The sequence below is a fragment of the Nostoc sp. UHCC 0252 genome (assembly GCF_034931145.1).
Lineage (GTDB): Bacteria > Cyanobacteriota > Cyanobacteriia > Cyanobacteriales > Nostocaceae > Nostoc.
On the sequence record NZ_JAYGHE010000016.1, the window covers coordinates 18,248 to 42,447 of the forward strand.

At 41.0% G+C, this 24,200-nt stretch carries 23 protein-coding genes; 12 read left to right on the forward strand and 11 right to left on the reverse strand.

Going from position 1 to position 24,200, the window contains the following annotated elements; all coding sequences use genetic code 11:
• Nucleotides 1-37 precede the first annotated feature (37 nt).
• The 4 genes from VB732_RS12380 to VB732_RS12395 form a co-directional block, all read right to left on the reverse strand.
• A complete protein-coding gene (locus VB732_RS12380; RefSeq protein ID WP_323231133.1) occupies nt 38-1,276 on the reverse strand; it encodes a hypothetical protein in 1,239 nt (412 codons plus the stop codon).
• Nucleotides 1,277-1,728: 452 nt separating this feature from the next.
• Nucleotides 1,729-1,941 carry a CopG family transcriptional regulator gene (locus VB732_RS12385; protein WP_323231134.1) on the reverse strand — a complete coding sequence of 71 codons (213 nt, stop codon included), beginning with the start codon at nt 1,939-1,941 and terminating at the stop codon, nt 1,729-1,731.
• 56 nt (nt 1,942-1,997) lie between these two features.
• Nucleotides 1,998-2,672, reverse strand: coding sequence for a response regulator transcription factor (locus tag VB732_RS12390; protein ID WP_323231135.1), 675 nt, complete (start codon nt 2,670-2,672; stop codon nt 1,998-2,000).
• An 83-nt stretch (nt 2,673-2,755) separates the two neighbouring features.
• On the reverse strand, nt 2,756-4,186 hold the full coding sequence (locus VB732_RS12395) for a HAMP domain-containing sensor histidine kinase (protein WP_323231136.1): 1,431 nt from the start codon (nt 4,184-4,186) through the stop codon (nt 2,756-2,758).
• Nucleotides 4,187-4,806: 620 nt separating this feature from the next.
• Here VB732_RS12395 and VB732_RS12400 point away from each other — a divergent pair.
• From VB732_RS12400 to VB732_RS12410, 3 genes are read left to right on the forward strand one after another with little or no spacing between them, the layout of a single operon-like run.
• A complete protein-coding gene (locus VB732_RS12400; protein ID WP_323231138.1) occupies nt 4,807-5,562 on the forward strand; it encodes a sterol desaturase family protein in 756 nt (251 codons plus the stop codon).
• Nucleotides 5,559-6,167, forward strand: coding sequence for an acyl transferase (locus VB732_RS12405; RefSeq protein WP_323231139.1), 609 nt, complete (start codon nt 5,559-5,561; stop codon nt 6,165-6,167). Before VB732_RS12400 ends, VB732_RS12405 begins: the two co-directional genes overlap by 4 nt.
• Complete coding sequence (locus VB732_RS12410) at nt 6,167-7,678, forward strand: GH3 family domain-containing protein (RefSeq protein WP_323231140.1); 1,512 nt, start codon at nt 6,167-6,169, stop codon at nt 7,676-7,678. Before VB732_RS12405 ends, VB732_RS12410 begins: the two co-directional genes overlap by 1 nt.
• A gap of 27 nt (nt 7,679-7,705) precedes the next feature.
• Here VB732_RS12410 and VB732_RS12415 read toward each other — a convergent pair whose 3' ends face one another.
• A complete protein-coding gene (locus VB732_RS12415) occupies nt 7,706-8,344 on the reverse strand; it encodes a glutathione S-transferase (RefSeq protein ID WP_323231141.1) in 639 nt (212 codons plus the stop codon).
• Nucleotides 8,345-8,968: 624 nt separating this feature from the next.
• Here VB732_RS12415 and VB732_RS12420 point away from each other — a divergent pair.
• Nucleotides 8,969-9,232, forward strand: a complete 264-nt coding sequence (locus VB732_RS12420; RefSeq protein ID WP_323231142.1) for a hypothetical protein — start codon at nt 8,969-8,971, stop codon at nt 9,230-9,232.
• A gap of 250 nt (nt 9,233-9,482) precedes the next feature.
• Nucleotides 9,483-10,232 (forward strand): hypothetical protein, encoded by a 750-nt coding sequence (locus VB732_RS12425; protein ID WP_323231143.1) that lies wholly within the window; start codon nt 9,483-9,485, stop codon nt 10,230-10,232.
• Nucleotides 10,233-10,384: 152 nt separating this feature from the next.
• Here the strand turns inward: VB732_RS12425 and VB732_RS12430 are convergent, their stop codons facing one another.
• Nucleotides 10,385-10,738 (reverse strand): hypothetical protein, encoded by a 354-nt coding sequence (locus tag VB732_RS12430; RefSeq protein WP_323231144.1) that lies wholly within the window; start codon nt 10,736-10,738, stop codon nt 10,385-10,387.
• 1,367 nt (nt 10,739-12,105) lie between these two features.
• On the opposite strand from VB732_RS12430, the gene VB732_RS12435 reads away from it, so the two are divergent.
• On the forward strand, nt 12,106-12,303 hold the full coding sequence (locus VB732_RS12435; protein ID WP_323231145.1) for an NblA/ycf18 family protein: 198 nt from the start codon (nt 12,106-12,108) through the stop codon (nt 12,301-12,303).
• A 143-nt stretch (nt 12,304-12,446) separates the two neighbouring features.
• Entirely contained in the window at nt 12,447-13,652 is a 1,206-nt protein-coding gene (locus VB732_RS12440) for a glutathione S-transferase family protein (RefSeq protein ID WP_323231146.1), read from the forward strand.
• A gap of 221 nt (nt 13,653-13,873) precedes the next feature.
• Here the strand turns inward: VB732_RS12440 and VB732_RS12445 are convergent, their stop codons facing one another.
• Together VB732_RS12445 and VB732_RS12450 are read right to left on the reverse strand one after the other, a co-directional pair.
• Complete coding sequence (locus VB732_RS12445) at nt 13,874-14,338, reverse strand: GFA family protein (RefSeq protein WP_323231147.1); 465 nt, start codon at nt 14,336-14,338, stop codon at nt 13,874-13,876.
• Nucleotides 14,339-14,507: 169 nt separating this feature from the next.
• Nucleotides 14,508-14,768: a hypothetical protein gene (locus VB732_RS12450; protein ID WP_323231148.1), complete on the reverse strand. Its 261-nt coding sequence runs from the start codon at nt 14,766-14,768 to the stop codon at nt 14,508-14,510.
• Between the two features lie 151 nt (nt 14,769-14,919).
• Here VB732_RS12450 and VB732_RS12455 point away from each other — a divergent pair, with 151 nt between their 5' ends.
• Together VB732_RS12455 and VB732_RS12460 are read left to right on the forward strand one after the other, a co-directional pair.
• Nucleotides 14,920-15,183 (forward strand): hypothetical protein, encoded by a 264-nt coding sequence (locus VB732_RS12455; protein ID WP_323231149.1) that lies wholly within the window; start codon nt 14,920-14,922, stop codon nt 15,181-15,183.
• A gap of 422 nt (nt 15,184-15,605) precedes the next feature.
• Nucleotides 15,606-16,631 carry a hypothetical protein gene (locus VB732_RS12460; RefSeq protein WP_323231150.1) on the forward strand — a complete coding sequence of 342 codons (1,026 nt, stop codon included), beginning with the start codon at nt 15,606-15,608 and terminating at the stop codon, nt 16,629-16,631.
• A gap of 405 nt (nt 16,632-17,036) precedes the next feature.
• Here VB732_RS12460 and VB732_RS12465 read toward each other — a convergent pair whose 3' ends face one another.
• From VB732_RS12465 to VB732_RS12475, 3 genes are all read right to left on the reverse strand, one after another.
• Nucleotides 17,037-17,798, reverse strand: coding sequence for a metallophosphatase (locus tag VB732_RS12465; RefSeq protein WP_323231151.1), 762 nt, complete (start codon nt 17,796-17,798; stop codon nt 17,037-17,039).
• Between the two features lie 74 nt (nt 17,799-17,872).
• The gene (locus VB732_RS12470; protein WP_323231152.1) at nt 17,873-18,682 is read right to left on the reverse strand and encodes a metallophosphoesterase family protein; all 810 of its coding nucleotides are present in this window, start codon (nt 18,680-18,682) and stop codon (nt 17,873-17,875) included.
• On the reverse strand, nt 18,679-19,452 hold the full coding sequence (locus VB732_RS12475) for a GTP-binding protein (RefSeq protein WP_323231153.1): 774 nt from the start codon (nt 19,450-19,452) through the stop codon (nt 18,679-18,681). Before VB732_RS12475 ends, VB732_RS12470 begins: the two co-directional genes overlap by 4 nt.
• A gap of 224 nt (nt 19,453-19,676) precedes the next feature.
• On the opposite strand from VB732_RS12475, the gene hemB reads away from it, so the two are divergent.
• The 3 genes from hemB to thrS all read left to right on the forward strand — a co-directional run bounded on the left by hemB (nt 19,677) and on the right by thrS (nt 24,177).
• Complete coding sequence (hemB, locus tag VB732_RS12480; RefSeq protein WP_323231154.1) at nt 19,677-20,687, forward strand: porphobilinogen synthase; 1,011 nt, start codon at nt 19,677-19,679, stop codon at nt 20,685-20,687.
• Between the two features lie 177 nt (nt 20,688-20,864).
• Complete coding sequence (locus VB732_RS12485; RefSeq protein WP_416235740.1) at nt 20,865-22,103, forward strand: FAD/NAD(P)-binding protein; 1,239 nt, start codon at nt 20,865-20,867, stop codon at nt 22,101-22,103.
• A gap of 229 nt (nt 22,104-22,332) precedes the next feature.
• On the forward strand, nt 22,333-24,177 hold the full coding sequence (thrS, locus tag VB732_RS12490; RefSeq protein ID WP_323231156.1) for a threonine--tRNA ligase: 1,845 nt from the start codon (nt 22,333-22,335) through the stop codon (nt 24,175-24,177).
• Nucleotides 24,178-24,200: the final 23 nt, after the last annotated feature.

Genomic DNA, 24,200 nt, shown 5'->3' on the forward strand with positions numbered 1-24,200 from the left:
CCCTGCCCCCTGCTCCCTGCCCCCTGCCCCCTGCCCCCTAAAACTTGACCCGCAACTGTCCCGCCAAGGAATTACCACCATAGGCACTTCCCCCCGTTTCTTGATTGCGGACATTACTGAAGGTATAACCAAGGTCTGCCTCTAAATCTGGGGAAAACTTTACCGTACAGCGCGTTTGATAGGTATTGGCATTGTCAAATTCTCCGTTAAGTCTTTGCTGTCCTAAGTTGGCAGCGAGGCGACAGCGTAAAAAATTAGCAATATCTCCTTCCCAAGCCACCTCAGCGTTGTAAACTAGAAAATCTTGTGGGGAAAAATAGCCGCTTGTGCGTTCTAAATTGCGATTGAAACTCCAAGTGAATAAGTTAGCTGCCAGAGAAAACTGTCCGAACTTGCGCTCTAGCCGACTAAATGACTGCACCTCAGAATTACCATCGTTATAACTACCCAAACGCAATGATGAAAACAAGCTAGTTTTACGATCAATCTGCCAGTATAAATCAGGCCCAAATCGCCAAGCAGTAATTTGATTTTCTAAAGTTCGAGCATTGGATTTATAAGGCCCTTGTTCTAAATTCCCTGATAGTACTACTACCGAAAGCAATTCACCTGATGACGAAACTCGCTGCGGCGAAATGGGAGCCTCTACCTTTGCATTGAGATTAATAGCTGTAGGTAAACGATTGAAGATATCAACTCCGGCTGCTGTTTGCAGGGTCACTTGCCCAACCTTTCCTTGCCATCCAACTTGCAAGGGAAAATTCGTAATTGATTGAACACCACGTTGCTCAAAGAAGTTAAAACCAGTCTTGAAAAATATTTTATTACCATTCCTCAATCGAAACTGAGCCGTTGGTTCAAAAAAGAAATTGGTTTGGCCAAAGTTATCTGTGTCATAGCGATAGTCTGTATCAATGCTTTCCAAGACGGGAGCCGGCGTTTTGGGTTCGGTGGAAGTTGTTGGAGGGCTTGAATTCTGCGGTGGTTGCGGTGGTTTAGGTATGACTCGCGGTACTTGCAAATCAGGATTGAAGTTTTCGGGTGCTGCCATCAAAATAGGTGTTGGCGCGGGATTTGTTTTGGTGATTTCCTCTGTGAATCCTGAAGGTGATTTCCAGGTCTGATGTGCTTGAGCAGCTTGTAACTTAGCTTCTGAGAATGTCCAAATACTGACAGTACAGATTAGTGCCAATTGAATCTGTAGGCATCCCCAAATTAACCTAGTGTACGAACTGGGTCGAGAAATAAAGAAATACACTATAAAATTATTTACCATCGGTCAATACTATAGTTGTAAATATAAAATTTGCTGCCAAAAAGTTTCTGGCTGCTAGCTTATGTATTCGGCTTGTAATTATGATGCCCAAAATATATGCTTGTTAAGACATAGCAAAGGAAAAAGGCTTTATTTTTATAGGGCTGTCCCCTGACTGTCTCATTAGTATTGTTTATGAGTAATATCATGTTCGACTTAATACTTATGTCATTGCAAACGTTGCGCGGCAATCCCAAACCTTTGCGATTGCTATCTCTACAAGACGCTACGCGAACATTCCACTTCGTTGCATTCGCAATGACATATTATAAGTGATTTGCCAAACATGGTATAAGTAAGTAGGTAAACATAATTAATTACACAATGTCATTGCGAATGCAGCGAAGCGAAATGAAGCAATCGCAAGGGCTGGGATTGCTTCGCTCGCAATGACTGTAATTAATTTTGCGTAGTTACTCTGATATTGACGAGCTGCCAACTGTCATTCTTGAGTCTGCTGTTTTCATTTCAGAGTTCTCAGAATCGTTAACCTCAAGAGTTCGGAGCAATTCTCGAATTACATCCGTTGCTGGTCTTCCTGTCAAAGCACAGTACTGTTCAAGCTTTTTCATTTCCTCGGTTGTGAGATTTACTGTTAGTCGTTTAACAGCCCATTTTTTATTCATAATCGTCTTTTGTCTTTAAAGTGTTGCTTTGTGCCGAAATCAGCAAGTCATTACAGTTACTCCCGCAGTGCATAACCTACACCACGGATTGTATGAATCACACGCTTTTCATTATTCTCTTCCAATTTGAGTCGGAGATAACGAATATATACTTCAATGATATTAGAATCACCCATAAAATCGTAACCCCAAACTTTCTCTAAAATTTGATCTCTGGTAAACACCTGACGGGGATGTGAGAGGAGATATTCTAATAAGTCAAACTCTTTTGCTGTTAACTCAATACTTCGTTTTTCCCGAAAAACCTCACGAGTGCGGCGATTTAAGCTTAAATCTTCAAATTGCAACAAATCTTCTTCTATTTCTTGCGTGCGGCGCAGATGAGCGCGAATTCTAGCTAGGAGTTCCTCTATGCTGAAGGGCTTAACTACATAATCATCGGCTCCTGCGTCTAAACCTGCGACGCGATCGCTCACTTCATCTTTTGCTGTCAATAAAATCACTGGTACTGTACTACCCGTTGCTCGCAAACGGCGACAAATCTCCAAACCTGTCAAACCCGGTAGCATCCAATCCAGAATCGCTAAATCTGGTGATGAGTCTCGCGCCAAGGTTAAACCAGCAATGCCATCATGAGCTACACTTACTTTGTATCCTTCACTACTAAGCTCCAATTCGACAAATCGCGCCAGTTTGACTTCATCTTCCACCACAAGGATATGCGCTGTCATAAGTTTGCTCCTATTTGATTTGTGCGTGACTTTTATTAAGATGTAGCAAATTGCGAAATGCTGCCTGACTTACTGGAACAAGATTAATTATTGGTATATGTAGGTAGACTGATTGTAAACGTACTGCCTTCCCCTAATTTGGATTGCACAGTTACGCTACCTCTCATACCTTCTACAAGTGTCTTGACAATCGATAAACCCAAACCACAACCTCCAGTAGTATGAGAGCGAGATTCATCTACGCGGTAAAACCTCTCAAATATCCGTGCTTGCTGTTGCAAAGGAATTCCATAACCTTGATCGCAAACTTCAAGGATTGCTTTATCTTGAAGTTGATTTAATTTCAAAACTATGGGTGTATCAGCTTCGGAATACTTGATGGCATTATCGACCAAATTCAATAATACTTGTTTGAGGCGACTGTAGTCTGCTTTCACCTCAATTCGATCAACTTTTGACTCTATTTGAATTATGCGATCGCTATATTTTTTTGCCATCATCACCACTTCCTCAACTAAGTCATTCAGCACATAAGATTTCATTTGAAAATATAAGTAACCATTATCGGCTCGTGCTAAATCGAGTAAGTCTTGTAGCAGACGGATAGTGCGTTCAGCTTCTGATGCAGCAGTTTCTAAAGCTTCTTGTTGGGTTTGGGTTAAATTATTTTGCCTTCGCAAGACGCTTTGCAAGTAACCATGTACAATGGTTAGCGGTGTACGTAATTCATGAGAAACATTACTTACAAATTCCCGTTCTTGCTTCCAAGATTGTGATAAGCGCGATAAGAGTATAGTTAAAGTTTGAGCTAATTCTTTAACTTCGCTGGGTGCATTATCAACAGATAGCTGTGATTGTCCTAAATCTTCAGCCGAAATCACCGAAGCCATTTGATTTAGCTGGCGAAGAGGTTGCAGAGAGCGCTTGATGTAAACTGCGATCGCAGCCGTTAAAATAATAATTGCCAAAAGACTAATAATACCTAAACTCTGTACCATTGCCATAAACATTTTCTGTTCGCGGGTAATATCCTTGACTACAAATAAGTCACCGAGTAGCTTACCTTGCACTTGCACAGAACTACCACATAAAACAAAATAACTTTGGTTTATTTGATAAACTTGTGGTTTAATCGGCATTTTAGTCAGGGACATTAATTCACTTAGCGTAGCATTAGATAATAAACTCAAACTCGCAGATTTTACTATAATTTTATTATTAGAACCTTTTAACCATAGCAATATATTAGGATTCTCTAAATTATTAATAGCCTTTTGTAACCCCGTTTCAGGTTGCATCATTTCACTATAAATTTGCACATCTCGCGGCAAGCGTTTGGCGATTTGTCCTATATTATACTTATGGCTATCAACTAAAATTTGCTGCATTTTCCAGCTAATCCATATAGCAAGGCTACCTAATACCAAGGCTGAAAATGTAGCAGTACCAAGTATGAGGCGTGTCTGTAATGAAAATGGGTCTATATTTATCCAGTTTTTTTTAATTTGATTCACTTTTCTAGTTACATTTAGGTGTCAACTTTGATGAAATTTAGTGATTTTCGGTTCATGCTATTTTTGTGAGAGTCAAAAATATCTCTCTTGTCATTGCGAGCGGAGCAAAGCAATCCCAGGCGATTGCTTCGCTTTGCTCGCAATGACTACACAAATTTTGCATGATTTTTTTACCTCCTCAAAAGGCATAGAGTCAACACCATAGTTGAATAAGGCTATTTTGATAAATCAGACTACTAGATGTAAAATTATTATCAACCACTAAATTCTTAGTTATAGTTGATTTAAACTTATCTTTGTTGCATACCTATAGAGAAAATTGCAGTTATTCCAAAAATATTGCAAAAACTTTTATTTCGTCTGCTTCTTAAGTCTGCAAATTTTTATCCAAGCATAAGTTAGTTTACTAGTAGTTAAATTAGTTTTTGATGAGAATTACCTTAAAACTTATAATTTTACATATTTTTAATCCTTATTTGAGTGCAATGCCTGAAAGTGTCCTTGTTATTTAATAGACATAATGCGGAGAAGTTTTTGATATAATTCTAAGTAGGGCGGATATATAGAGAATTATCGCATAATAACAAGCTAGTTTTTAAAATCAGTGTGAGTAATCAGAAGTGGAAATACAAAGCTTTGCACAACTATTGATTTTTGGTTCCTTTATCGGATTAGTTGGTTGGACTATTGCCAATCAGCTTGGACGAACTCAATTTAAACTGAAAAGTCGTGAAGATTGGTTGCTAGATGGTACAGGATTAACAATTCAAGGGATTTTGATTCCCTTACTACAAGCTACTTTAGTTTATTCGCTATATCAACATTTATTCCCTGTCCAACAAGGAAGTTTAAAACTAACCTTAATACCGACTTTTATTATCAGTTTTGTTGTAGTTGATTATTTATATTATTGGAATCATCGTTTATTGCATACTAAATTTTTGTGGAAAGTTCATCAAGTCCATCATACTGTTACTCAGATGGATGTATTAGGAACTTCTCGTAACACACTTTGGACAAGTTTGTTAATTATTTATTTATGGATACACACTTTATTTGTATATTTGTTAGCCGATCCTACAGGTTATTTACTTGGAGTCAGTCTAACTTCTGCCTTAGATTTATGGCGACATAGCCGGTTAATGATTCCTGTAAATACTAGGCTTTATCAATTTTTATCTACTTGGTTAATTTTACCACAGGATCATGCTTGGCATCATTGCCGCGAAATCCAAAAAAATTATAACTACGGGGCTAATTTGAAAATTTGGGATAAGTTACATGGAACATATTATGAAAGCGAAAAGTTGCCCTCTATAATTGGAATCCCTGTCTCATTAAACTTGTTCCAAAAACTTTTGTTTCCATTTTCATGACAGTTATAAGCAAAATTATTTCGTTTTTTCCCACATTTATATTATTGCTAACTAGTGCAGCAATAATCTACTTCGCTTATTCACCCAACATTTTTAGTATTCTGGCAGTGTTGCTTTCTATTTATGGGCTACCAGTGCTAGTTTACCGCTTGCATGAATGGGTTTATCCTGTGCGCGAGGGTATTAGTTATCTACAAGGTGAAGAATATAGTCCTTGGTGGGGTAGTCATCAAATTCAGGTAATTTATATTGCAATTCCGGTGTTGGAAGCATTGCTGCGATTGATTCCGGGGGTGTTTTCGTGTTGGTTGCGATTGTGGGGTGCTAAAGTAGGGCGAGATGTATACTGGACAACAAGATTGGAGATTGCCGATCGCAGTTTATTAGAAATTGGCGATCGCGTCGTTGTTGGGCATGGTGTCGGTATCTATTGCCACATCATTAAACCCCGCAAGCAAAATTTAATGTTGTATGTCAAAAAAGTCAAAATTGGCAGCAATGTTTTTGTGGGAGCCGGATCGAGTCTTGCTCCCGGTGTAGTTGTTGCTGATGGTTCTTATTTACCAGCAGCCACCAAGCTTTATCCTAATCAAAAGGTGCAATAATGCGTCCGATTATTCAGCTTTTTGGGCAAATCCTCGCGCCAACTGCGAGGCGATTTTATCAAGCTTTGGATAATCCAGAGTTAATGCAGACATCTGTACAAAGGGAAATTTGCGATCGCCTGATCAAAAGTGAGTATGGTAAAACTTTGGGGATTCATTCTACAGACGATTGGCAACGTGTACCAATTGTAGATTATGATGCGCTCGAACCCTGGTTAAATCAAAAACATCAGCAAATTGCCCTCACACCAGAACCTATTTTGTTCTATGAAAAGACCTCTGGTAGTAGCGGGGCTGTAAAATGGATTCCTTATACTCAATCTTTGCGGCGATCGTTTAATCAGATGTTCTGTGTCTGGGCACATGATTTGATTGTACACGGGCCGAAATTTTCCACAGGCAAGATTTATGCTTGTATCTCGCCACAATTAAATGTAGCTGATAGCCAAATACAGAACGATTTAGATTACTTGGATGGCTGGTTGCGTTGGTTTTTGCGTCCTTGGTTGGTGATGCCAAATAAACTTAATCGATTGCATGACGCGAACTTATTTAAACATCAATTGGCTTTGGCATTATTAGAAGCTGAAAGACTAGAAATTATTTCTATCTGGAGTCCTAGTTTTCTTCAAGTACATTTAAAATATATTCAAGAAAATCAGGATTTATTGCAAACAGAATTACACAACCGAATTTCACATCATCGCTTGCAACTCCTTAGCGAAAAAAATATTCCCTGGATGCAACTCTGGCCGAATTTGAAGCTGATTTCTTGTTGGGATAGTGCCAATGCAGCAGATCAAGCTCAGGGATTGCGTTCGCAATTTCCAGGTATATTAATTCAAGGTAAAGGACTACTAGCAACGGAAGCACCAATGACAATTCCCTTGATTGTAGCTGGGGGATGTGTGCCGGTTCTTGATGAAGTGTTTTTCGAGTTCGAGGATGAGACTGGTTGCCTACATGGTTTACATGAACTCGACACTGGCAAGGAATACACGGTTATTTTATCGCAGAAAGGGGGATTATATCGTTATCGAATTGGCGATCGCATCCGGGTAACTCATTATTATCGCCACACTCCCTGTTTAGAGTTTCTTGGACGACATCAAGCTATTAGCGATTTGGTGGGCGAAAAGTTGCAAGAAACCTTTGTAAATAATGCTCTAACTATGTTGAACTTGCAAGAAACTAATTTTAAAAGCTTGATGCCAATTGCCGATCCTCCCCACTATATTTTATTACTAGATTCGGCAAAACAAGCCCCAGAAATTGTTGCCGAACAATTGGATCAGGCTCTATCAGAATCATATCATTACCAGAGAGCTAGAGCCATCGGTCAACTTGCACCGCCACAGGTTTTAATCTCTAATCAAATTCCTGAAGTGTTAGTTTCCCATCGTATCCGCACTGGAAGTATTTGGGGAGGTATTAAGCATCCAATTCTGGCAACATCACCTATGAGCAATGAACTTTTACAAGAATTGAAGTTGCAAATTGCTCAGAAATAGCTTATTTGCAACGAGGTATGAGAATTATTAAACGCTGCTGGCGAAGTCGTATTTGCCCCCACGTTTAAGGGCGCGTTCATAAGCAGGTCGTGCATGGATGCGATCGATAAATTGCTTAATCTGAGGCCGGCTTGAAATGAGTTCGGCTTCCGTAGCGACTATTTCCAGAGGAAAACTCATCTGGATATCGGCGGCGGTGAATTCTTCGCCTACGAACCACGTACTTTTACGAAGTTCACCTTCAATATAGTCAAAGTGAAGCTTGATTTGGGGTGCGATAAATGCATCTTTTACGCTGCTGTCTCCTTTCCCAAAATTGCTGAAGACGAGGTTCATTACCAGAGGAGGCATTGCCGAACCTTCAGCATAATGTAGCCAATAGGTGTAACGCAGGCGTTCTGGCGTATCAGATGGCGGAATTAGCCGACCATTGCCGTAGCGATTTACTATGTATTCGATGATAGCTCCCGACTCAGCAATAGTCTCTCCTGCATCGGTGATCACTGGTGACTTACCGAGTGGATGGACTTCGCGCAGTGATGCTGGCGCTAGCATCGTCTTTTGGTCGCGTTCGTAGAACTTAATTTCATAATCGACACCTAATTCTTCAAGCAGCCATAGTACGCGCTGCGATCGCGAGTTGTTGAGATGATGGACAACAATCATAATAGTTACTTTCTTACAATGGGGTTTACAAAAGCTTTTGCTTATCTTAACTAGGACTTACGCAAACAACCCAAACCTTGATTTTCTGGTAGGAAAATTTATAAATTGCCCCTACCGCGTGTGGTTTTGCGTAAGTCCTAATTAACTTATCATCATTTCCTCAACTCTTCATCTATCTGGTGGTTTATCTAAATTTAATTACTGTTCGGTGAATATTTAGATTAGTACAGTACAGCACAAATAAACTACCATTTAGCCTTTATGCAATGCAAATTGCGAATTACGAATTGGCATTTATCCACATATCATAGCAATCCTAAAGTGAAAAGTTAGATCCCCGACTTCTTAAAGAGTCGGGGATCTGGACACTGAGAATTTTCACAAATTAGATAGGATTGCTATATTTGTAGTTTTTGCTAGTTTACTGTTTTAATATTGGTTTTGAGCCAAAGACTCTCACGATTAAGCCAAAAAGTGATCAATAATTCAGATTTTCGTTAGCTACGAACCCACAATTATTAGTAGGGGTTGCTACTGCATTCCCTAGTGATTCCAGCTTTGCCTTGTAAGAATTGGCTGGCATCGGCTTTATTATGGCCAACGTTAGAAAGTTTGATGGTGTAGATGAATATAGGAATAATCGAGTCTTACAGTAACGGGTTTTTAGAAGTTGTACCAGAAAGCGATTATTGGCAGATTGTAGCTATACACATCAATGGCCAAGCCTATTGCCCTACTCCTCGGCTTTATCGTTCAGAAAAAGTAGCATTAGCAAAAGCTGCACAAATTTATGATTGGCTAGCTGACTATGAAGGAGAGATTATTGATGGGGCTTGTAACTGCTCTGAATTGAAACTCATTTTATGGCAGCAATCGAAAGTATCTTAAATTGCCCTTGTATTAATAACTCTTGAGAGTAATTCTGTAATCCCTGCATCAAGTGTAGGGATTTTACTTTGTTGATAGGTGCAATGCGATCGCTCCTTTTTGCTTTTTGTTTAAGGATTGGGATTAGGGCATATAAACAATTGCCATTTCTCGACTTCTATCTTATCTTTTAGTAAATCTCTAATTGGGCTTGTACACAAAAGGATTAATTTGGGAAATCTCTAAGTTAAAATCTGACATCTCCAGTAATATGTTATACAAAAACTTCCTCTGGATATTACCAATTGTTTCTACACTCAACTTTTTAGTTGCCATACCAAAAGCTCAAGCTAATTGTCCTGGATCTGTTCAGCCGCTTGAGGAAGTGCAGCCGCAAGTGCAGCGACATTGGGATGAATTACAGCGCCAAGAAAATTACCCTTGGGGCAGAACAAAAGTGTATGAACGCTTGCAAGGCGCTCGGATCACCCTAGCTCCCAGTTTCGATCAGTTGCGTGGCTCATACAAACAAGAAGCCCTCGAATTGTTACGGCTTGGCAATTACTTGCATAGCGTTTATGCCAGTGATGGCCGCTTGCTTTCGGCAGTGTACGACGCTTGTACCCGTTCTTATATGTTGACTGAGAAGGCACGCTATAGCTGGTATTACAACAGTATTGGGCGATCGCTACCCGATAACCTTAAGCGCGAAGCTCTGCGGAATGCTGGCCGTCCTTCTTGGCGACAGGTGCGTGTACCCATTAGCGAGGCGCAAGAGCGATCAGTCCGCGATTTGTTCTGGAATAAAATGGGCTACGCTCAAGCCAACAATGGTATGTGGATTGCCTGGGTTCCAGAACATGGTTATTTTGAAATTAATGTACCCAATGGCTATAACATCAAGCAATTGGGACAATTCTGGCGTTCGGCTCCACGTAACTATCGCTACATTGTCCTATCAACTAATGGTTCATTAGTATTTGACGCTAATTTTGACCAACAGGGACGATTAAATAATTAAGCCGATGCATTCAAAAGAGGCAGGGGAGTAGGGGGAGAGGCTTTGACGCTTACTATACTACTCCCCTTCTCTTGTAGGGAAGGAACTGGGGGTTAGGTCTATATTCGATGCAATTGAGAACCGCTATATATGTCTGAAGATTTGAGGGCTAATTATTCTCTTCCTAAATCTAACTGTACTTGCAATCCGTCATTGTCATTACCAGACTGAGCGGGTGTTAAGAAAACAGAAGTATCTGGCAATGATAATGATTCGTTAAAACGGATTTTGGTTTGAGTGTTGTTGTCTCTTCTATTATTGTTAGAGATGCTTGCTGGATTAGTTCGCTCAAAAAAACTTCTAAAGTCATCTTGGGCTGTTCTATTATCAATTCCAACTAAAGAATCACCTGTTAATCTGTATTGTCTTGGATTTGGGTTTGATGCTGGTGACTGTGCGTACACCTGGCTTCCTAGGCTTGCAAAGGCGGCGGTGATTCCCAAGAAAGCAATAATTTTGGTGTTCATTTGTTTTATCCAAATTATCTTTATATATTGCTCGTGTTTATTCTCTGGGCAAATTACTTAAATGAACTCTATCGTTAGGTTCTACAACAATAATTTTATGGGAGCATCCACTTTTGGAAGAAACACCGGGCGATTGGAAATCGCGGCTACACAAACGAAGTCCGCCTGCGCGGACTTTCTGAAACCCGCGTAGGCGGGTTTTGTTTGTATAGCCCCAGACTTCTAGTCTGAGGGCGATCTGCCAAAACGGGATGCTCCCAATTTTATTGCGTATATACTTAGAACGTCAATGATTCTGGCTCTATCTAAAGTTACTTATACTCTCATCGTATTGCTTAGATTTGTACGAGTTGGATAGTAGGGTTATCTGGTTCAGTTTCCAAGCGATCGCAGCTAAGTTAGTTGAGATATGCCAGCCTTAAATCATCCCTCCACCAAAATAATCATACAAGCGATCGCTAATCAATATCACTCTTATTCTAAAATCCTTTCTATATCTTGCCCTGCATAGAGAATCCGCACAACTTCAATGCTTTCATCTTGCTCAAAGTAAAAAATTAGATACTTTCTAAATCCCTTAACAGCCCATTTACGTAAACCTTACCCGGATTGGAGTTGGAGTTATGGACTTAAGGATATTCTCGTGCAAATATATGACTCTACGATCAAACGTTTAGCAGAAAAAAATTAGTCCAGCAATATGAAGTGAACTGAAATTAATTCGGAACTGGAGATAATTCATCATGAGTGTTGACTACTTTCACAATTATCTCATAGGCTTCAGCATCGCTATCAAAAACCGTCGTGTATTACGTCGGACATGCCGCTTGACTAATTCCATTTAAAACCGATGTCTGCACGGGCATTTTTCGATATCAAGTTCGATGACTTGCTTATCTATTCCATTTGAGGATGGATTTAGGTTTAAGAACAGGATTCAAAGACCAGATATCACTAAGCTGTAGAGAAGATATTGGGATGTTTCTGTGTCTTCTGTGCAGCCATCTGATATTTATTAAGGCGATCGCTACTCCTGAGTAAGCGATCGCCTTCTGAATGTTGATTTTTTTACAACATAACTTAAGCAATTTCGCCGCATTGTTATCCGATATGAAAAACTTACTGCAAATTATACAGGCATGATTGCGATCGCCTCCACTCTATTGTGGTTATATGAAAACACGCCCTAGTAGGCTAAAACCGGGTTCTGCTATCGCCCCAACCAGCAGCAGATACGGCATTTATAACTTACGCCGGTACGGTTTACACCCCTTTAATTTTTGTAAAGCCATCGTAACATTTATTTATATAAAGGAATATTTGCTTACATTAAGCAAACTAAAATAAAAGAGTGGGCAATAGAAGCGATGAATCAACCCATTGAATTATCTTTAGAACAAGAATTTAGCCTTAGAACTTTCGCGGATCTTGTGCAGCAGATGTCACGTGAACAAGCTCAAGAGTTTTTGCTGATGCTCTATAAGCAGATGAAAGTTAGGGAAGCTACTTACCAAAAATTGCTCAAACATCAGTGGAAACTTGATTCAGAATCAATCTTGGGCTAAAATAAATCTTGCTCCCGTTACTTTAAGAGTTACAGATTACCGCAACATTGCCGCTTGAGAGTGGAAATTAAACCTTGATGTAACTAAAAATATTGTAGAGTCAAGAAAAGTCCCAAGTATTTCCCTACGTACTTACTCTCTCTATGGCGATCGCACCCTTAAGCTGGCAAGAACTAGAAAGGCTCACGGACTATCAAATGGATACCGTTAATGGTCTCACCAACGCGAAAGCCCGGTTGCGGTTGTTTGGTCAGCCGGAATCTGATGTGCGGGTAACGCTGTACCGCGATAACCACGCCTGGTGTCCATACTGTCAAAAAATTTGGTTATGGCTAGAGGAAAAACAGATCCCCTATCGGATCGAAAAAGTGACAATGTTCTGCTACGGGGAGAAAGAAAGTTGGTACAAACGTAAGGTACCGTCAGGAATGCTTCCGGCAATCGAGCTAGATGGGAGGATTATAAAGGAAAGCGATGACATTTTGATCGCTTTGGAAAAGGTTTTTGCTCCATTGAGCCAAGGGATGGAAGACCACAGCGTGCTTCCTCTACGTCGATTAGAGCGACTTTTATTTAGAGCTTGGTGCGTTTGGCTGTGTTCTAGAGCAGGTTCGTCTCAACAAGAACGACGTAACCGAGAACAATTTATGGTCGTGGTGGCTAGGGTAGAAGAAGCTCTGGGTTGCACCCCAAGCCCTTACTTTTTAGATAGCTTCGGCATCGTCGATGTCATTTTCACGCCCTATCTCGAACGGATGAATGCGAGCCTTTACTACTACAAGGGCTACTCACTGCGTTCGGAAAACCCTCGCTTGAGCGAATGGTTTGCGGCAATGGAAAGCCGCTCGACCTACTGTGGTACCCAGAGCGACTTTCACACCCATGTACATGATTTACCGCCCCAGATGGGGGGCTGTTGGGAAAATGGCGAAACCCAAATGCTTCTCAATAAAGCGCGGGTGGATAATGGTCCCTGGTTCGGGCTACCAGATGTTAGTTATCCAGAACCGGAGAACTCCCGCATGGAAGCTCTTCAAAAAACTATCGAACACCGCATCAATATTATCCGAGTTAACCCCTTAGATGACAAGTTGTTTGATCAAGCCCTACGTTGTGCTTTAACACACATGATGCTCGGTAAAGACTGTGTACCTCCATCGGGATCTGATGTTGCTCTACGATATTTACGCGATCGCATTAATGTACCGCGAGATATGTCCATTTACGCAGCCAAGCGGTTGAGGGAATCCTTGGAGAAAACCGCAGCCCTTGCGGGTGATGGGCAGCCAGACCCCATTCCTACTCAGCATCGACGAGATCAAGACCCATCTAATTTTGTCAAAAAGTAGGTTCAGGTATCCATGCTTTTTTAAGTGTTGGTACGGCATTTAAGTATAAAATAATTTATAATGCTGGAAAAATGATTTAGCGACCGCTTGTTTTTTACCGGATCTGACAAAACCGCATAGCTCCCGATCCTAACGATGACTGGAGCCTTCACATTGAGCGCAACAGGGGAAGTAGCTCCCGAAAGGGGTTGAAGATTGGGGAAGGTTTCAAGTTCCAGTCATCATAAAGGTTTCGATGCTTGCTTGGTGTATTCTTCTATCAGGGAAGCATAGTCTTCGTAATTGGGCAGGGTCTCGAAGCTATGAACCGCAGAGGTCATCGCCCATAGCAGCTTTTCCCTCGTCCAAGTTTCGATGAAAGGCGTGAACCATGAGGCATCGTCCAGCATCGTCGCACGAAGGTTAACGAACTCGTCCATTCCTTCAGGACGAGTAAATATCCAACTCATGCAGTGTGGGCAAAAGTAATGGCGAGTCGCGCCATGCAAACCGCCGATGGTCGGCTGACCTTTCAGTATTGAGAACCCAACGCTTGGAATCGCAACGCTTAAAGAAAAAGCGCTGGCAGTCATTCGCTGGCAACCCGTGCAGTGGCAAGCCATCGTCAGCAGAGGCGGGGCACTCACCTGAAGCCGTATCTGTCCACAACGACATCCGCCTTCCCAAGGCAAATTCCAATCGTTCATGATCTGCCGCCTCCGTTCTCTATTCATCTTCATTCTTAACTAAGAATAATATTTTATGAATTATCTGCAAATACAAAAAAGGGAAGAGAAAGCAATATGATGTTATCGCAAATCGTGCCCAAAATTGGGGAGTATTTTACAGCAAACCGAGGGGCGATTTTGGTGCTTGTTAGGCAACCCCACAGGCAGAAAACAACGCTTGACGGTGCTGTTCTTCTTGAACCACGATCGGGTGTAATTGGGCGATCGCGGTAATGTAAGCAAAGCTGATTTGGGACGATTTAATTTTAGGTCTACTGACAGTAACTATTGGTTGACCATTGGATATCAAACGCACCGGAATAATCGGGGGCATTTTTTCTACCAAAAAACACTTGCCATCATGCAGCAGTTCCCAAGGCAGATGCACTAGTCCCTTATGGTTTTCCATGATCTGAAAAACCTTGGACAATCGCTCTAAGTTAGGGCAAATAAATTTAGCTGCTCTCTTGAAGAAAGACTGCGGCTTCTAGCATGGTATCATCATCCATCATGCGAATCTAGCAACACCAATTTTTTAACCGTCTTTGAAGTTTGTGCTTTTGGACACCTCTTTTATATCTCTGCACAATGAGGATTTAGGGGATTGGTCTGAATTGGGCGTGCTAAGTGTTCTGTCCCTTTTGCAGCAGGAGTTCTATCGTGTGCGGTTGTTTCAGTCGTTGGCGAATGCAGCGATCGCTAATCAAACAGAGGGGCAAGTAGAAACAGGTAATCCCACTTCGTTGTTGGTTGAAAATTCGGTTTCCGGTGTAGAAGTCAAAACATCAGTTCCTCAACCGGAGCGTTTTTGTAGAGTATTTTAGCGATCGCACGAGCATGTTCAATTAAAAGTTGGTTTTCTTCTTTAGTCATGACAGCTCCCTTTCAAAAGATCGCGTGGATTATTACTTTACCTTCTCACGCTTTATTTATATTTTTTAGAAGAATGAAAACTGGGATGCTCCCCCCACAAGTGCCTAAAATCACAGTTAACCACTTTTCAAACAATCTTTTACAAGCTGGCATAGGCAAGCAAGTAATTACAGAAAATTGTGGCAATTTGGCAACAAGATTTTTTATTTTTAGCATAGCTTGTATTTAGGTTAAGCAGTGGTTAAGGTAAAATTATCAAAAACTAACACGTTATGAATATCAACAATCAAGATGATTTATGATTTAAATCAGGGCGTATGTCTTGCTAGATAAAAATTACAGTAATCGGATACTATTGAATAGGAAAATTGACATGCAAAAGTTTCAGTTTAAGGGAATTGAGATGTACTTAGCTGAGGCTGAACTAATTACCCCAGATCAATTACATACAGCACTTCAAACACAAAATTTGAATAGCAAAAAATTAGAAGAAATTTTAGTTATGCATGGTTTTGTTAAACAGCAAACCATAGACTATTTTATGGCAAACATTGTGCTGCCAGATAGGGAGAAGATCCTAAAGCAACAGTCTCATACAGAAATAAGTATGGATGAATATCCGACTGTAATTGAACAAACAATTGCTATAAACCAAGAAGATGCTGTAGGGGCTTTGCGTTCAGGTAAGTTAAAACTATATCTTTCTATTAAGAGAATTTTAAAATTCCTGCTTTGCATAGTAATGTCTTTTGCCTTAGCTAATATTGTGGCACATTTTAATATACGCTATCTGCCTGATTTTCCAGGTAGAGATATCTTTTTAGAGTTTTTTAACCTCGACGCTGAGATCAATTTACCTTCACTGTACTCTACAGTAATGTTAGCGTTTTGCTCTATTCTACTGGTAATCATTGCTCAAGCTCAGAATTTAAATAATAATAGCAGCTTCTGGTCATGGATAGGGCTTTCAGTAGTGTTTGCTGGTTTATCTTTAGATGAATTTATTAGCCTTCATGAAAGACTGATTATACCACTGCGAAATACATTCAATGCGAGTGGTTTTTTTTACTTCACTTGGGTAATTGCTGGTGCTATCTTTGTAATGTTGTTTTTGCTGGTTTTCGGGCGATTTATTTTTACTCTACCGAGGAAAATACGACAATTATTTTTCACTGCTGGGACAATCTATGTAGCGGGTACGATTTTTACTGAAATGCTGGGAGGTTATTACGTCAATCAATATCAGAAAAACGATATGATTTATGTTTTAATCTTCACTCTAGAAGAAGTGTTAGAGATGCTGGGGATTATTGTATTTATCTACGCGCTATTATCATATATAAGTTGCTATATGAAGATTGTAGATATAGGAGTTTGCATTATTGACCGTAGGAAGTAAGAGGTTGTTTGAAAATTCAGTAGGAGCAAAAAATATAAATATAGCTGCTATAGTGACAAAACCTTTATCTTGTATACAGAGAGATAGTTTGAGCCGTTTAGCTTTCCTTTATGTTATTTTTTGGACGTTTTTGGAAGGTAAACTTGGACAACCTGTCCAAAATCTTCTTCAAGTCAGGCAATGATAGGAGAGGGATAAGCCAATAAAGCATTTCTTGATTCTCTCAGTGCCGCGCCAGTTGCTTCAAGTCGGGGAACCCGCCCAACGCACTGGCTTCTCTGCGTCTCTGTGGTTCGTAAAAAAAGATGACTTTGACAAAGGGTTTTAGCCTTAACTGAACCGTATTGCGCTATAAGCGTGTTAATCCTTCGTACTCACGCAAAATGCAGAGATTTACAGAGTGCGTTAAACGCTAGATTTCGATTTTATACCCTTGTGCTGGCTTTGAAATCCCTTGCTATTGCCGTAATACACCGTCTTGAATTCCACCTGATTCGTTCCGGGGTTATACAAAGTATAGGTAGCTTGACCTGGTGTCCGTCCCACATTCCCCACCCCAATAACTTGACGCGGTGCAACGGTAAAAGTTTGAGGGGACACTTGCTTATCAAGAGTCGTAAGTCCAGTAGTAATAGAACCAGTTTGCAATTGATACTGAAAAGTTAAACCAGAACGACCGCAGAATAAGTTATTTGCTTGCATCCTTGAGAGTCTATCAAGCATTTGAATTGGGGGAGTTTCTGGAGTCAGTTCGTCATCCACACTTACCGTTGAGCCGTGGATTAATAAACAATCTAATTCAAAAAAACCAAAGTCGAGCGATCGCAACCATTGTACAGTTTTACGTGATACGCTATCCCATAGTAGTTTTACTGTATCACCTCCATATTTTGCTATAAGTTCAGGAGCATCCCCAGTGGTTCCCAGACCATGCAAAATCAAACACTGTTCTTCCCACCATCCCTTACAAATCAGGGGTTCTAATTCTCCATGACGTGGGTTAAGCACTCGTTCTACTAACTTCTCGGCTTCTGGTCTAGTCCCTACTAAATCGCCTAAAATATACAAAGCTTCTACGCTATTACCCTGACGCTTAATGTCAGCTATTACAGATTCGTAAGCTGGCAAGTTAGCTTCAATTCCACTCAAAATTGCCCATTTATTCATAGTTATTTTTTAAACGCAAAGGAACGCCAAGGAAAGCGCAGAGGGGCGCGGAGGAAGAGGAGGAGGGAGAGAGATTACCTTGTGCAAACGTGAGTCGGGTCATCTGCTCGTTCTGCATACTCCAACCCATGCGCTAAACGCCAAGCAAAAATTGGAGGTAAACCTTTTTCAATAATTGCTGCACAGGTTTTTTGGTAGTCGTAAGCTACTTCGCGTAGTTTGATTTCTTGAGTGTCTGTGTCGTAAATCACATAGGTAGCATTCGGTCGCCCATGTCGGGGTTCTCCCACTGAACCTACATTCACAATTCGTTTGAGAGGAGATGTAAAAGTGATTTCCTGTGCTTTTTCTCCTCTGCCAACACTAATTTGTAGCTGACCAGCATCAAGAGTTCGGGCGTAAGGTACATGAGTATGACCACAAAAAAGCACATCTGAATCTGTGGAAATTACTCGCTCTAGTGCTACAAAAGCATCGAGTTGAGGTAGTAAATATTCATGGTTGCTATGAGGACTACCATGAACAAAAGCTAAATTTCCTTCTTTGAGACTGTGGGGTAAATTAGCTAAAAATTCGCGGTTTTCTGGGTTAATTTCCTTATTAGTCCACTCGTGAGCCTGTATTCCTCTTTTTTCTGCCAATAACGAGGGATAACTGCAATCGCAAGCGTTCAAACCTTCTACAATATCTTCATCCCAACAGCCGACGCAGGTGGGAATATCTAAAGAACGAATTTGAGCAACGACTGCATTGGGATGCGGCCCATATCCTACCAAATCGCCAACACAAAAGATTTTTTCACACGAGTGCTGGTCGATATCTAGTAATACAGCATCCAAGGCTTCGTAATTGCCATGAATACATGAAATGACGGCTATTTTCATACTGGTTCCCCTTCTAATAAAATCTCTTTTACTTGTTGTTGGTATTGCAAAATCGCAGCGTCAGATAAACAGCAATCTGATAATGTTTGCCTTAAAGCCGCTTCATCCAAGTTTTGTCCCACCACTTCCAGTCCACTGAAACGCTGAGGTCTACCTTCCAAGTAGCGTGGTAAGTCTAATTCCAGAAAATCTGTTTGGGGAACGCCAGCGACAAAATCACAGTAAAGTGACCTACCATCGTTCACGTCAAAAATGCCTTTGGCGCGGGTGACGATACCGTAAGCACTGTGGGTGATTTCGTACCAAAATTCTTCCAGACTATTTTCGTCAATTACTTGACCGTTGCTTGCTGCCCGCCATAAAGTTTCAGTAGTATTAGTTTGGGTTGGTGCGCCGCGTACAATCTCCTTTGCCCAAGCATGGTATTCAGAGTCTTTGAGGTCAGGTGGTAAGACTGCTACGGTACGGTAAGTCAGATTATCTAATAATTGTGCTACAGATCCCAACTCCAGATAAAATCCCCACTCAATGTAAACCGCATCTGCTTTGGGTATTTGGTTCAGAAATTCGACTTGTTGAGCATCGCTAAAGACCTGTAAATCAGGAAATTCAGAAGCTATGCGGGTTTGGTCAACGGGAACAGTCCCAGTACCAGGGTTGTAATAAATTATTTTGTCAACATCAGCGATATCTCGCATCTGTTGACAAACCCAGGTAGTTTTTCCAGCCCCACACGAACCAGCAACGACAATAATGTTTGGTACAGACATAAATATAATGATAATCATTTTTATATGATTTGAAATATAGTAGCAAGAAAATTGCTAACTTTACCAATGCCACCCAGTTATAGCATCTGGTTTATCTATGAGTTTTTACAAGCAGTATCACCAATTTGCTCAACTTTTAACAAGATCAAAAGCCCCGCAAATCGTAAATACCGGGTAAGTCTACCACAGTCGTATAATAATGATTATCATTTTAATGAAATTCTATGTCACCTGTAAATACAACTACCGACAAGCCATCGAACCCGTTCCAACGTCCCCGTCGTCTACGTCGGACTGCAACGCTGCGGCGGATGGTGCGGGAAAATACTCTGACTGTGAATGATCTCATCTATCCCATGTTTGTCACCGAAGGCGAAGGGCAACTTGTAGAAATTGCCTCGATGCCAGGGTGTTATCGATATTCTCTAGATTTGTTGCTCAAAGAAATAGCAGAAGTGTCTGAACTGGGAATTAATGCGATCGCACTTTTCCCCGTTATCCCCGAAAATAAAAAAGACGACACAGGCACTCAAAGTTACAATCCAGATGGGTTAGTACAGCAAACTGTCAAAGCCATTAAACAAGCAATCCCAGAAATTGTTGTCATTACCGATGTAGCCCTCGACCCCTTCACCACACATGGTCATGATGGTTTAGTTGATGAAAACGGTACTATCTTAAATGACCCGACAGTAGAAGTGTTAGTAAAAATGGCACTTTCTCAAGCCGCAGCCGGAGCAGATTTTGTTGCACCTTCCGACATGATGGATGGAAGAATCGGCGCAATTCGCCAAGCTTTAGATGCAGAAGGTTATATTAACGTCGGGATTCTAGCGTACTCTGCAAAATACGCCTCCGCCTACTATGGCCCCTTTCGTGATGCGTTGGATTCTGCCCCCAAATTTGGCGACAAAAAGACTTATCAAATGGATGCGGCGAATGCCAGAGAAGCTTTAAAAGAGATTGAACTGGATATTGCTGAAGGTGCAGATATCATTATGGTCAAACCTGCTTTAGCTTACTTAGATATAATATGTCGGGTAAAAGAAGCTACAAATTTACCAGTTGCAGCATACAACGTTAGCGGTGAGTACGCCATGATTAAAGCCGCAGCCCAGATGGGTTGGATTGATGAAAAACAGGTAATTTTGGAATCATTAACCAGTATGAAACGGGCTGGCGCTGACTTAATTTTGACTTACTTTGCCAAAGAAGTAGCTCTGATGTTGATGTAATGGGGAATGGGGAAGAAGCAAGGGAGCAGGGAGCAAGGGAGAAGAATTTTCCCCCCTGCCTCTTTTCAATACCCAATACCCTATTTTCAGAATCACCTTGCTGGACTAATCTTCTCCATATAGAATGATAACTATTATCATAAAAGCCAGATTGTCTCTCCAGCAATGCAATTTACGATGACTCTTCCTGAAACAATTGACCTGGCAATTATTGGTGCAGGGCCTCATGCTCTTACTTTGACTACCCATTTGCTGCAAAAACGGCAGTCTATCAGGGGTAAATTCTCGGTATTTGACCCCAGTGGTAGGTGGATGAGTCGCTGGAAACAGCAATTTGCAGCTTTAGAAATTCCGCATTTGCGTTCTCCCGCAGTGCATCATCCAGACCCCAACCCGTTTGCTTTACGGAAATTTGCTGAATCTCGTCCTGATGAGTTATTTCCCCCCTATGATTTGCCAGGAACACAGCTATTTGAGGATTTCTGTCAGGATGTGATTCGAGTTTGGCAGTTGCAAGAGCAAGTTATCCCTTTAGCAGTCAAGAGTATCGAACCCTTAACTCATCATTTGCGTCCCCGTTTCCGCCTCTGCTTGCAAGATGGACAAGCAGTTATTGCACGGCGGGTAGTGTTGGCAACTAGTAGCGCTCAAATTCAAATACCTGATTGGGTAAACCAAATTCAGACAGCCTACCCACAAGATAGACTTTGCCACTCCCAAACTATTGATTTGCAAAAATTGCAGTTGATGGGTAAGAGAGTATTGATTGTGGGCGGCGGTTTGACGAGTGGACATTTGGCATTAGGTGCTATTTCTCGCGGTGCAAAGGTGCATTTAATGATTCGGCGACAATTAGCAGAAAAGTTGTTCGATGCTGAACCGGGTTGGTTAGGGCCAAAGTATCTGAAAGGATTTCTTGCTCAATCTGATTGGGGGCAAAGGGTGATGATGATTCAGCAAGCTAGAAATGGTGGCTCGATGACACCTGCGATCGCTACCCAACTACGGCGACAAGTACGTAGTGGTAAAATCAGAATTGATGAGAACTGTCAAGTAGTGAAAGCCGAATGGTTAGGCGAAAATTGGCGCGTCGAATGTAGTGATGGTAATCAACATGAGTGCGATTACATTTGGCTTTCGACTGGCACTAAATTCGATGTCAACACTGAACCCTTATTAAAGGACATTTTAGCAGCCTACCCCATCAAGATAGTCAAAGGTTTACCAGTTTTAGATACTTGTCTGCGTTGGGCTGGTTGTGAATTATTTATCATGGGTGGTTTAGCCGCTTTACAAGTAGGGCCAACAGCACGGAATTTATCGGGTGCAAGAATGGCTTGTGAAAAGATTGTACCAGCGATCGTCAAACCGAGTGTAGCTCTTTCCCACACATTCAACAGAGTACAAGCAGGTTGACCAAAAACACTACCCTACACAAACTTACATAAAGAACGGGGAGTGTAAGAATTTTCCTGAATCAGCAACGCCGTTTCTTGAAGAACGTGAATTCCATCGCCCAACTATTTTCCATTGCAACCATCCAATAACGTACCCAAAGTCAAACACTTCTATCTTTTCTCCATCCAGATTGCACCATCAAACTTTTTTTGCGCTACCATGATAACGATTCTCATTCTTTTTAAATATGGTCAGTTCCTTAATTCAGTCTCAGGAAAACTTAAGCCAGCACGACAGTGAAAAACTGGTGCGGATTCGTCATACCTGCGCCCATATAATGGCAATGGCAGTGCAGAAGCTATTTCCAGGGACTAAAGTAGCAACTGGCCCAGTCACAGAAAACGGGTTTTACTACGACTTCGATTGTCCAGTTAGCATCACTCCCGATGACTTAGGCAAAATTGAGCAACAGATGCGGCGAATAATCAAAGCGAATTTACCTATCATCCGCGAAGAGGTACAACGAGAAGAAATTCGCACCGAAATTGACCAATTAAACGAATCTTACAAGTTAGAAATATTAGAACGTATTCCCACAGGGGAGACAATTACCCGTTACTTTATTGGTAGTCCCGATACTGGTAAACCAGAATCTTCATTGTTTGTTGCAGACATTCAACCAGCAAATAACTATTGGTGGGACTTATGTGCAGGGCCACACATTAACTTTACTGGTGAAATTGAGCCTGATGCCTTTAAATTGTTAAATATTGCTGGTGCATATTGGCAAGGAGATGAAACCAAAGCCCAACTGCAACGCATTTATGGTATAGCTTGGGAAACAAAGGAACAATTACAAGCTTACCTTAAACAAAGAGAAGAAGCTTTACGCCGCGACCATAGAAAGTTAGGTCAAGAACTCAACTTATTCAGCATTCAAGAAGATGCTGGTGGCGGGTTAGTATTTTGGCATCCTAAAGGCGCAATTATTCGCTACATCATTGAAGATTATTGGCGCAAAGCTCATCTGGAATCTGGTTATCAATTACTCTACACACCACATATAGCAAACCTCGATTTATGGAAAACATCAGGTCATTTTGACTTCTATCAAGAGAATATGTTCGACTCGATGGATGTGGAAAATCAGGCTTATCAAATTAAGCCAATGAATTGTCCATTTCATGTCTTAACTTACAAGCATCAACTACATTCCTATCGAGAATTGCCTTTAAGATGGGCAGAATTAGGAACAGTGTATCGTTACGAACGTTCTGGGGCGCTACATGGTTTGATGAGAGTTAGGGGATTTACCCAAGATGATGCTCATATCTTCTGTTTACCTCACCAGATTGCTGATGAAATTTTAGGAGTTTTAAATCTCACAGAACATATTTTGTCAGATTTTGGCTTTAAAAATTATGAAGTGAATCTTTCGACCCGTCCTGAAAAATCAGTGGGAAATGATGAAGTATGGGAGTTAGCAACTTCAGCATTAAGACAAGCTTTGGATACTAAAGGCTGGAATTATATTGTTGATGAAGGCGGTGGTGCTTTTTATGGGCCTAAAATTGACATCAAAATCCAAGATGCGATAGGTCGTCTCTGGCAATGTTCCACTATTCAGGTAGATTTTAATTTACCAGAACGTTTTGATATGGAATATATTGCTGCTGATGGGAGTCGCCAGCGACCAATTATGATTCACCGAGCTATTTTTGGCTCATTGGAGCGTTTTTTTGGAATTTTAATTGAAAATTATTCTGGTGATTTTCCCCTATGGTTAGCACCAGTACAACTGCGATTATTACCTGTGAGTGATGATTTTCGTGAATATGCAGAATCAGTTGCAATATCATTTAAGAAAGCTGGAATTAGGGTAGAAATAGACAGCAGTGGTGAGCGTTTAGGTAAGCAAATTCGTACAGCCGAGTTAGAAAAGATTTCTGTTGTTGCTGTGGTGGGTAAAAAAGAGGTAGAGAATCAAAACTTGAGTGTAAGAACTAGACAATCTGGAGATTTGGGCGTACTAAATATAGATGAACTGCTGCATCGTTTACAAGAGGCTATAACCTCCAAAATTGTACTTTAAAGGACAGAGAGACAAAAGCAAAA

What these genes read in the sequence shown, in the direction of transcription:
- hemB (WP_323231154.1), top strand. Translation starts at nt 19,677, where the DNA reads ATGTCACCTGTAAATACAACTACCGACAAGCCATCGAACCCGTTCCAA.
- VB732_RS12430 (WP_323231144.1), bottom strand. Translation starts at nt 10,738, where the DNA reads ATGAACACCAAAATTATTGCTTTCTTGGGAATCACCGCCGCCTTTGCA.
- VB732_RS12385 (WP_323231134.1), bottom strand. Translation starts at nt 1,941, where the DNA reads ATGAATAAAAAATGGGCTGTTAAACGACTAACAGTAAATCTCACAACC.
- VB732_RS12440 (WP_323231146.1), top strand. Translation starts at nt 12,447, where the DNA reads ATGGCGATCGCACCCTTAAGCTGGCAAGAACTAGAAAGGCTCACGGAC.
- VB732_RS12470 (WP_323231152.1), bottom strand. Translation starts at nt 18,682, where the DNA reads ATGAAAATAGCCGTCATTTCATGTATTCATGGCAATTACGAAGCCTTG.
- VB732_RS12390 (WP_323231135.1), bottom strand. Translation starts at nt 2,672, where the DNA reads ATGACAGCGCATATCCTTGTGGTGGAAGATGAAGTCAAACTGGCGCGA.
- thrS (WP_323231156.1), top strand. Translation starts at nt 22,333, where the DNA reads ATGGTCAGTTCCTTAATTCAGTCTCAGGAAAACTTAAGCCAGCACGAC.
- VB732_RS12450 (WP_323231148.1), bottom strand. Translation starts at nt 14,768, where the DNA reads ATGGAAAACCATAAGGGACTAGTGCATCTGCCTTGGGAACTGCTGCAT.
- VB732_RS12405 (WP_323231139.1), top strand. Translation starts at nt 5,559, where the DNA reads ATGACAGTTATAAGCAAAATTATTTCGTTTTTTCCCACATTTATATTA.
- VB732_RS12475 (WP_323231153.1), bottom strand. Translation starts at nt 19,452, where the DNA reads ATGTCTGTACCAAACATTATTGTCGTTGCTGGTTCGTGTGGGGCTGGA.
- VB732_RS12465 (WP_323231151.1), bottom strand. Translation starts at nt 17,798, where the DNA reads ATGAATAAATGGGCAATTTTGAGTGGAATTGAAGCTAACTTGCCAGCT.
- VB732_RS12420 (WP_323231142.1), top strand. Translation starts at nt 8,969, where the DNA reads ATGAATATAGGAATAATCGAGTCTTACAGTAACGGGTTTTTAGAAGTT.
- VB732_RS12460 (WP_323231150.1), top strand. Translation starts at nt 15,606, where the DNA reads ATGCAAAAGTTTCAGTTTAAGGGAATTGAGATGTACTTAGCTGAGGCT.
- VB732_RS12445 (WP_323231147.1), bottom strand. Translation starts at nt 14,338, where the DNA reads ATGAACGATTGGAATTTGCCTTGGGAAGGCGGATGTCGTTGTGGACAG.
- VB732_RS12485 (WP_416235740.1), top strand. Translation starts at nt 20,865, where the DNA reads ATGACTCTTCCTGAAACAATTGACCTGGCAATTATTGGTGCAGGGCCT.
- VB732_RS12435 (WP_323231145.1), top strand. Translation starts at nt 12,106, where the DNA reads ATGAATCAACCCATTGAATTATCTTTAGAACAAGAATTTAGCCTTAGA.
- VB732_RS12380 (WP_323231133.1), bottom strand. Translation starts at nt 1,276, where the DNA reads ATGGTAAATAATTTTATAGTGTATTTCTTTATTTCTCGACCCAGTTCG.
- VB732_RS12415 (WP_323231141.1), bottom strand. Translation starts at nt 8,344, where the DNA reads ATGATTGTTGTCCATCATCTCAACAACTCGCGATCGCAGCGCGTACTA.
- VB732_RS12410 (WP_323231140.1), top strand. Translation starts at nt 6,167, where the DNA reads ATGCGTCCGATTATTCAGCTTTTTGGGCAAATCCTCGCGCCAACTGCG.
- VB732_RS12425 (WP_323231143.1), top strand. Translation starts at nt 9,483, where the DNA reads ATGTTATACAAAAACTTCCTCTGGATATTACCAATTGTTTCTACACTC.